Raw genomic sequence first — 7,706 nt, 5'->3', positions numbered from 1 at the left:
CCGGCAAGCTGGCTCCTACGGGGTGGGGTTGATCTGTAGGAGCCGGCTTGCCGGCGATGGCGTCATCCAATGCACCGTATTACTCATCCGAATCACCACGAGGTTCTGCATGAAAAAGATCAAACACCTGCTCGGTGGCTCACTACTGGCACTGGCCCTGGTGGCCCAACACGCGCCCGCCGCCGACGCGGTCAAGCCGATCCACTTCGGTGACGTCACCTGGGAAAGCGGCAGCCTCATCACCGAAGTGTTGCGCGTGATCGTCGAGAAAGGCTACGGCCTGCCCACCGACACCTTGCCCGGCAGCACCGTGAGCCTGGAAGCCGCCCTGGCCAAGGACGACATTCAGGTGATCGGCGAAGAGTGGGCCGGGCGCAGTCCGGCGTGGGTCAAGGCCGAAAGTGAAGGCAAGGTGTTCGGCCTGGGCGACACGGTCAAAGGCGCCACCGAAGGCTGGTGGGTGCCCGAGTACGTGATCAAGGGCGATGCCGAACGGGGTATCAAACCGCTGGCGCCCGAGCTGAAATCGGTGGCCGACCTGGCGCGCTACAAAGACGTGTTCCGTGACCCCGAAGACCCCAGCAAAGGGCGCTTCCTCAACAGCCCCACCGGCTGGACCTCGGAGATCGTCAACAGCCAGAAGCTCAAGGCGTATGGCCTGACCGACACCTTCGTCAACTTCCGCACCGGTTCCGGCGCGGCGCTGGACGCCGAGGTGGCGTCGTCGATCCGTCGCGGCAAGCCGGTGTTGTTCTACTACTGGTCGCCGACGCCGCTGCTCGGCCGCTTCAAGCTGATCAAGCTGGAAGAGCCGCCGTTCAACGCCGAGGCCTGGAAAACCCTGGCCGACGCCCACAATCCGCACCCCATCGGCACCCGTTCGTTGCCCGCGCATTTGGCGATTGGCGTGTCGGCGCCGTTCAAGGCGCAGTACCCGGAGTTGGTGACGTTCTTCGAGAAAGTCGACCTGCCGATCGACCTGCTCAACGGCACCCTCGCACAGATGAGCGAGAAGCGTGAGCAACCGCGCCAGGTGGCGTTGACGTTCCTCAAGGAGCAACCGCAAGTCTGGCAGCAATGGGTGCCGGCGGACGTGGCGGCCAAGGTCAAGGGGGCGCTCTGATGCTCAAGGTTCTCGTTGCAGCCGTTTTATCGCTGGTCGCCGGTCACGTGCTGGCGGCCGACCCGGCCACCTTGCGCATCGGCTACCAGAAAAGCTCGGTGAGCATGGTGCTGGCCCGTGAGCACAAGCTCTTTGAAGCAGCGCTGCCCGGCACCCAGGTGCAGTGGATCGAGTTTCTCGGCGGCCCGCCGCTGATCGAGGCGTTGAACGGCGGCAGCCTGGACATCGGCAATATCGGCGACATCCCGCCGATCTTTGCCCAGGCGGCTGGCATTGATCTGCAGTACTTCGCCGTTGAGCCCAATGAAGGCAAGACCGAAGCAGTGCTGGTGCCCAAGGCCAGCACGATCCAGAGCGTGGCCGAACTCAAGGGCAAGCGCGTCGCGCTGCTCAAGGGTTCCAGTGCCCACAACCTGTTCTTGAAAAGCCTGCTGCGCGCCGGTTTGCAATGGAAAGACGTGAACGTGGTGTACCTGTCACCGTCCGATGGGCGCGCCGCGTTCGAGCAGGGCAAGGTCGACGCGTGGGTGGTGTGGGACCCGTACTACTCGGCCGCCGTGGTCGACGGTTCCGCCCGTGTGCTGGGCGATGGCCAGGGCCTCAACCCGGCCGGCAGTTTCTTTGTGATCAACCATCCGTTTGCACAACAGCACCCGCAGGTGGTTGCCACCATCATCCAGACCCTGGCCAAGGCGCAGCGCCTGTCCCTGGACCAGCCCGACGACAGCATCGCCCTGATGGCCAAGACCCTGGGCCTGCCACCGGCCGTCGTGCGCAGCTACTTCGAACACCGCTCGCCCGCGCCGATCCGCCCGCTGCAAGCCGTCGACGTCGCCAACCAGCAACGCACCGCCGACCTGTTCTTTGCCAACGGCCTGATCCCGAAAAAGGTCGATGTGCAGCAAATCGTCTTCAAGGCCCCTTAATCATGCAACCGATCTACATCGACTTTCTCAACGGCCTCGACATCGATGAACTGGGCCTCTCCAACGACGAAATTCTCACCGCCATCGAAGCCAGCCTGGCGATCCAGGGCCGGGGCGAGGCGGTGATCGAGCCGCGCACCCACTTGATTCCCGGCGGCGAGATCAACGGCCACTTCAACGTACTGCGCGGCGTGCTCGGCGGCGACATCGGCTACGCCGGCGTGAAAGTGGTGGGGGATTTCGTCGACAACTACCGCAAGGGCCTGCCCTCGGAACTGGCGATCCTCAACCTGCTGGACCCGGCCACCGGCATTCCCAAGGCGATCCTCGATGCTTCGGCCATCACCGATATGCGCACCGGCGCGGTCACCGCCATCGGTGCCAAATACCTGGCCCGGCCCGACAGCAAAGTGCTGGCGCATATCGGTGCCCGTGGCACGGCGTACTGGAACGTGCGCTTGCTGGATCACCTGTTTGACTTCGATGAAATCCGCGTGCATTCGCGCCGCAGCGAAAGCCGCGAAGCCTTCGCCGAGCGCCTGCGCCAGGACTTGGGCAAACCGGTGATCGTCACCGAGGATTGGGAAAGCACCGTGCGTGGCGCCGACATCGTGGTCGAGGCCTCGCGCCTGGATCAGCCCGAGCCGTTGCTGCGCACCAACTGGATCAAACCCGGGGCGTTTGTCGTGCCTTACGGCACCATGAGCGCGGTGGAACTGTCGCTCACCGACATCATGAGCAAGTTGGTGGTCGATGATTGGGGCCAGTGCAAAGGCGGCCTTTTCGGTTCGCTGCGTGCCCATGTCGACGCGGGGAAACTCAGTGCCGACACCCTGCATGCCGAGCTGGGGCAGATCGTTGCCGGCTTGAAAAACGGCCGGGAAAACCCTGAAGAAACCATCCTGTTCTGGCACCGCGGGCTGAGCCTCAGCGATATCGCCCTGGGCCACGCCCTGCTGGAAAAAGCCAAGCGCCTGGGGATTGGCCAGCGGTTGCGCTGGGCATGATTGAGCTGGATCCCCAAGGCCTGGCGCTCGCGGATTTATTGGCGATTGCCCGGCAGGATGCACCGGCCGACTTCAGCGCTGGAGCGCGTCAGCGCATCGAGGAAGGCCACGCACTGCTGCTGAAACTGGCCGCCGAAGGCACACCGATTTATGGCCTGACCACTGGCCTCGGCGCGGCGGTGGATACGCCGGTCGCGCCTGTGCAGGCGAATATTCCCCTGGGTCGGGCGGTGGGCGTGGGGCGCCTGGCCAACCGGCAGGAAGTGCGCGCGATCACAGCCGCGCGTTTGGCGGGGTTGGCCCAGGGCCGTTCAGGCATTTCACCTGGGGCAGCGGATGCGTTGCTGGCGCTGCTCAATACCGGGGTCGAGCCTGCGGTGCCGTTGCTCGGCTCGTTGGGCGAGAGTGACCTGGCGCCCCTGGCCCATCTGAGCCTGGCGTTGTCGGTGCCGTTGACCGGCAAGGACGGCCTGGCGCTGGTGTCGGCGAATGCCGCGAGTGTCGGCCTGGGCGCCTTGCTGGTGGCCGAAGCGCAGCAGGTGCTGGATGCGTTGCTGGCGGCGCTGGCGCTTTCGTGCGAAGGCTATCGGGCCAACCTCAGCCCGTTCCAACCGTGGGCGTCGCGCTTGCGAGCGGCGCCGGGGCAGGCCGAACAATCGGCGGCGCTGCTACAGCTGCTGGCGGGCGGTGAGTTGGCCGATGGCCCACGCCGCTTGCAGGACCCGTTGAGCTTTCGCTGTGCCACGGTGGTACAGGGCGCCGCGCAGCAGGCGTCGCAACAGCTGCATGATCTGGTCGAGTTGGAACTGCGCAGCGGTGCGGATAACCCGGCGTTGATCAGCGAAGAGGCGTTGGTACTGGCCACGGCGAATTTTGACAGCACCCATCTGGCGCTGGCGGCCGAAGGCGTGGGGCTGGCGCTGAGTCGGGTCGCCGCTTGCAGTGCTGAACGCATTGCCAAGTTGTTATCGCCTGCGTCCAGCGACTTGCCACGGTTTTTGATCACCCAGCCGGGGCATGTCGGGATGGCGGCTTTGCAACGCACCAGCTCGGCGCTGGTCGCCGAGATCGGGCACTTGGCCAACCCGTTGCCGGCGGTGAGTGTGCCAGTGGCCGATCGCGTGGAAGATTACGCCGGGCAAGCGCTGGCGGTGGTCGACAAGACCCGCCGTTTGACCGAGCGGGTGCTGTGGCTGGCGAGCATCGAGCTGATCGTCGCCGCGCAGGCCGTGGACCTGCGTGGCCCGCTGCAATTGGGGCAGGGCGTGCGGCAGGTCCATGAGGCGGTGCGCCGCCACGTGGCGCACCTGGACCAGGACCGCTCCGGCTCGGTGGACGTGCTGGCCCTGAGCGCCTTCCTCCAAACCGCCCCCTTCCCCTTGTAGGAGCCCGGCTTGCCGGCGATGAGGCCCTTGAATTCAATGTTGAACTCAGGGAAGCCATCGCCGGCAAGCCGGCTCCTACAGGTAGGTGGGTGAGGTCAGGCGGCTTCGGTGGCCAATGCGGTTACCACCGCTGGCCGCTCGCTGATGCGCTGTTGAAACGCCGCCAGCGCCGGCCATTCCTGCAGGTCAATATCGTGAAACGCCGCCCAGCGCAGCACCACGAACAGGTAGGCATCCGCCACCGAATACCCGGACTCCAGCAGGTAATCCTGGCGCTCAAGCGTCTGCACCAGAATCGCGAAACGCTTGTGCAAGGTGGCGAGGAACATGGCGCGCACGTCGCCCTGGATCGCGCCATTGAAGAAGATCGCCAGGCCGCCGTGGATTTCGCTGGCGATAAAGTTCAGCCATTCCTGCAAGCGCACGCGCTCCCAACTACCATTGGCCGGGGCCAGGCCCGCTTCGGTTTTCTGGTCGGCCAGGTATTGCAGGATCGCGCTGGCTTCGGTCAGCACCTGGCCATTGTCCAGTTGCAGCGCCGCCACGTAGCCCTTGGGGTTGATCTGCAGGAAGTTCTCGCCATTGGCGGTGGTTTTGGTCTGGTTGTCCACCCGTACCAGCTCGAACGGCAGCGCCAATTCGCGCAGCACGATATGCGGGGCGAGGGAGCAGGCGTGGGGGAAGAAATACAGTTTCATCTGGGGCGACTCCTTTGGATTTGCGCCAGTCTCACGGGCATGACACCTTGCGTAAAATTAAACCTTCAGAGCCCCGCCATAAGGACAGCTACTGCCATGATGAACCTGATGCACTGGCGCCTGCTGGTGGCCGTGGCCGACCACGGCAGCATCACCGCCGCCGCCGAGCACGTGGGCATGACCCAGTCCGCCGCCAGCCAGGCCATGGCCGGCATGGAGGCGACCCTGGGTGCGCAATTGTTTACCCGTGAGCCGCGCAAGACCTTGCCCACAGCCTTGGGCTTGAGTGTGATCGAACAGGCGCGGGTCATGCTCGGGGCGTTGCAGGCGATTCGTACCACCGTCGATGAAGCCCGCCCGCTGCTGCGTGGGAGCATTCGTATCGCGAGTTTTCCCATGGTGCTGGCGACATTTTTGACACCGCTGCTGCAGCGCTTCCGTCAGTTGAACCCCGGTATCGAGGTCACCACCCTGGATGTCACCGACAGCGAAGTGCACACCTTGTTGGACGCGGACCTGATCGACCTGGGCGTGGTGCTCAACCCCAAGCCCGAGCGCAAGGCCACGGTACTGGGGCGCGATTTCTGGATGGCGGTGCTGCCGGCCGAGCATCCGTTGGCGCTGCGCCCGGCAGACGCGACGGTGTCGCTGGAGGAGTTGCTGGAGCAACCGTTCGTGCTGGCCACCGGTGGTTGCACCGCCAACGCCCGCAGCCTGGGGGCCGCAGCCGGGCTGAGCCTGCGTGATATCCGTGTGGAAGTGCGTGAGTTCAACAGTGCCTTCAGCCTGGTGCGCGAAGGCGTCGGCGTGACACTGGTGCCCGAAATGGCCTTGCCGGCCCAGCGAAATGGCCTGCGTGTCATGCCGTTGACGGTACCGATGCACCGCGAATTTGCCCTGGTCGGTTCCCCAACCCGCCCGGCCTCCGCTGCGGTCAGCGCATTGTTAAAAATGCTGGCTGACTAGTGACCTTGCATAGCGCCAAGCCCTGTCTATGCTCACCCTGAACCGTGATGACGCTTGCCATATAAAGCGATTCGGTTGGTTTGTTCCCCATGAAAGGTTTGCCAGCTCTATCCAACTTATGAATGGAATGCGCCTTCCAGGCGCCGGGAATCAAGGGTGATCTGAACATGTTCAACCGCCATCACAAATCCGACCTGCAAGAAATCGAACGTTTCTCCTGTGCCCTCACTGAAGCCAACGCCAAACTCGCCGCCATCAGCCGTTCCATGGCGATGATCGAGTTTGACCGCAATGGCGTGATTCTCGATGCCAACGATAACTTCTGCAAAGCCATGGGCTACACCGTGGAGGAGATTCGCGGCAAACATCATCGGGTCTTCTGCGAAGAGGCCTACACCCACACCGAGGCCTACGCCAAGCTATGGCGCGACCTGGCGCGGGGCGAGGCCCTCAGCGGCACCTTCATGCGCTTGAACAAGCGTGGCCAGGAGGTGTGGTTGGAGGCCAGCTACATGCCGGTGCTCGATAGCCAGAACCAGGTACAGAGCGTGATCAAGGTGGCGTCGGATATTTCCGCGCGGGTCCATCATGAACACGAAAACCAGAGCCTGATCGACGCTATCAGTCGCTCGATGGCGGTGATCGAGTTCACCCCCCAGGGCCAGATCATCAACGCCAACGACAACTTCCTGCGCACCGTGCAGTACTCGCGTGAAGAAATCATCGGCCAGCACCACAGCATGTTCTGCCACCGCAGCGAGGTGGATTCGCCTTCGTACAAGGCGTTTTGGGCCTCGCTCAACCGCGGCGAATATCACTCCCATCGTTTCGAGCGCAAAAACAAGTACGGCAAGACGCTGTTCCTGGAAGCGTCCTACAACCCGATCTTCGACACCAACGGCCGGTTGTACAAGGTGGTGAAGTTCGCCAGTGACATCACCGATCAGGTCACCACCCTGCGCACCGCGGCGGATTCGGCACATGCCACCTCGGTACAAAATGACGCCTGCGCACGCAAAGGCTCGGAGGTGGTGCAGCAAACGGTGCAGATCATCGAAGAAATTTCCCACGACCTGAACCAAGCCGCGCAAAGCATCGATGCCGTGAGCAAGCAGTCGGACATCATCGGCGCCATCGTGCAGACCATCCGCAGCATCGCCGAGCAGACCAACATGCTCGCGCTTAACGCGGCGATTGAAGCGGCGCGTGCCGGTGAACACGGGCGTGGGTTTGCGGTGGTGGCCGACGAAGTGCGCAGCCTCGCGGCACGGACCAGCCAGGCAACGGTGGAGATTGTGGATGTGGTGCGCAAGAACCACGACCTGTCCGTGAGCGCGGTGTCGAGCATGCAGTCGAGCTTGAGCCGCACGGGGCTGGGGGTGGAACTGGCGAATGAGGCGGGGCAGGTGATCCTGGAGATTCAGGAAGGGTCACGGCATGTGGTGGATGCGATCAGTCAGTTCAATTCGACGTTGCAACTGCAATAACGCCACTCTGCAACTGAAACAACCCATACCGGCGACTGCGTAACCCATACCTGTAGGAGCCGGCTTGCCGGCGATGGCGTCCCTGAGATCAACATCGAACTCAAGGGCCTCATC

7 protein-coding genes and 1 pseudogene are annotated in these 7,706 nt (G+C 63.5%); 7 read left to right on the top strand and 1 reads right to left on the bottom strand.

From position 1 onward, the window contains the following. Positions 1-109 precede the first annotated feature (109 nt). Genes AC07OV_RS29980 through AC07OV_RS29965 form a run of 4 tightly spaced genes read left to right on the top strand, consistent with a single transcriptional unit; the run spans position 110 to position 4,441 of the window. Positions 110-1,123 carry an ABC transporter substrate-binding protein gene (locus tag AC07OV_RS29980; RefSeq protein WP_495093571.1) on the top strand — a complete coding sequence of 338 codons (1,014 nt, stop codon included), beginning with the start codon at positions 110-112 and terminating at the stop codon, positions 1,121-1,123. Further along, positions 1,123-2,049 (top strand): aliphatic sulfonate ABC transporter substrate-binding protein, encoded by a 927-nt coding sequence (locus AC07OV_RS29975; protein WP_495093570.1) that lies wholly within the window; start codon positions 1,123-1,125, stop codon positions 2,047-2,049. The genes AC07OV_RS29980 and AC07OV_RS29975 overlap by 1 nt, the downstream gene beginning before the upstream one ends. Positions 2,050-2,051: 2 nt before the next feature. Continuing rightward, positions 2,052-3,056, top strand: a complete 1,005-nt coding sequence (locus AC07OV_RS29970) for an ornithine cyclodeaminase family protein (protein WP_495093569.1) — start codon at positions 2,052-2,054, stop codon at positions 3,054-3,056. Continuing rightward, positions 3,053-4,441 (top strand): aromatic amino acid lyase, encoded by a 1,389-nt coding sequence (locus tag AC07OV_RS29965; protein WP_495093568.1) that lies wholly within the window; start codon positions 3,053-3,055, stop codon positions 4,439-4,441. Before AC07OV_RS29970 ends, AC07OV_RS29965 begins: the two co-directional genes overlap by 4 nt. Positions 4,442-4,536: 95 nt before the next feature. On the opposite strand, the gene gstA is transcribed toward AC07OV_RS29965, so the two are convergent. Continuing rightward, positions 4,537-5,139, bottom strand: coding sequence for a glutathione transferase GstA (gene gstA / locus AC07OV_RS29960; protein ID WP_495093567.1), 603 nt, complete (start codon positions 5,137-5,139; stop codon positions 4,537-4,539). A gap of 96 nt (positions 5,140-5,235) precedes the next feature. Here gstA and AC07OV_RS29955 point away from each other — a divergent pair, with 96 nt between their 5' ends. The 3 genes and pseudogenes from AC07OV_RS29955 (at position 5,236) to AC07OV_RS29945 (ending at position 7,592) form a co-directional block, all read left to right on the top strand. Then, a complete protein-coding gene (locus tag AC07OV_RS29955; protein ID WP_495093566.1) occupies positions 5,236-6,105 on the top strand; it encodes a LysR family transcriptional regulator in 870 nt (289 codons plus the stop codon). A 122-nt stretch (positions 6,106-6,227) separates the two neighbouring features. After that, positions 6,228-7,049, top strand: a pseudogene (locus tag AC07OV_RS29950) (PAS domain-containing protein); the annotation flags it as partial. Continuing rightward, complete coding sequence (locus AC07OV_RS29945) at positions 7,023-7,592, top strand: methyl-accepting chemotaxis protein (RefSeq protein WP_371319317.1); 570 nt, start codon at positions 7,023-7,025, stop codon at positions 7,590-7,592. The pseudogene AC07OV_RS29950 and the gene AC07OV_RS29945, both read left to right, overlap by 27 nt. The last annotated feature ends 114 nt before the right edge of the window (positions 7,593-7,706 follow it).

The organism is Pseudomonas sp. GW821-FHT09A09 (genome assembly GCF_059418405.1).
This window is presented reverse-complemented; position numbering and strand designations above follow the sequence as displayed.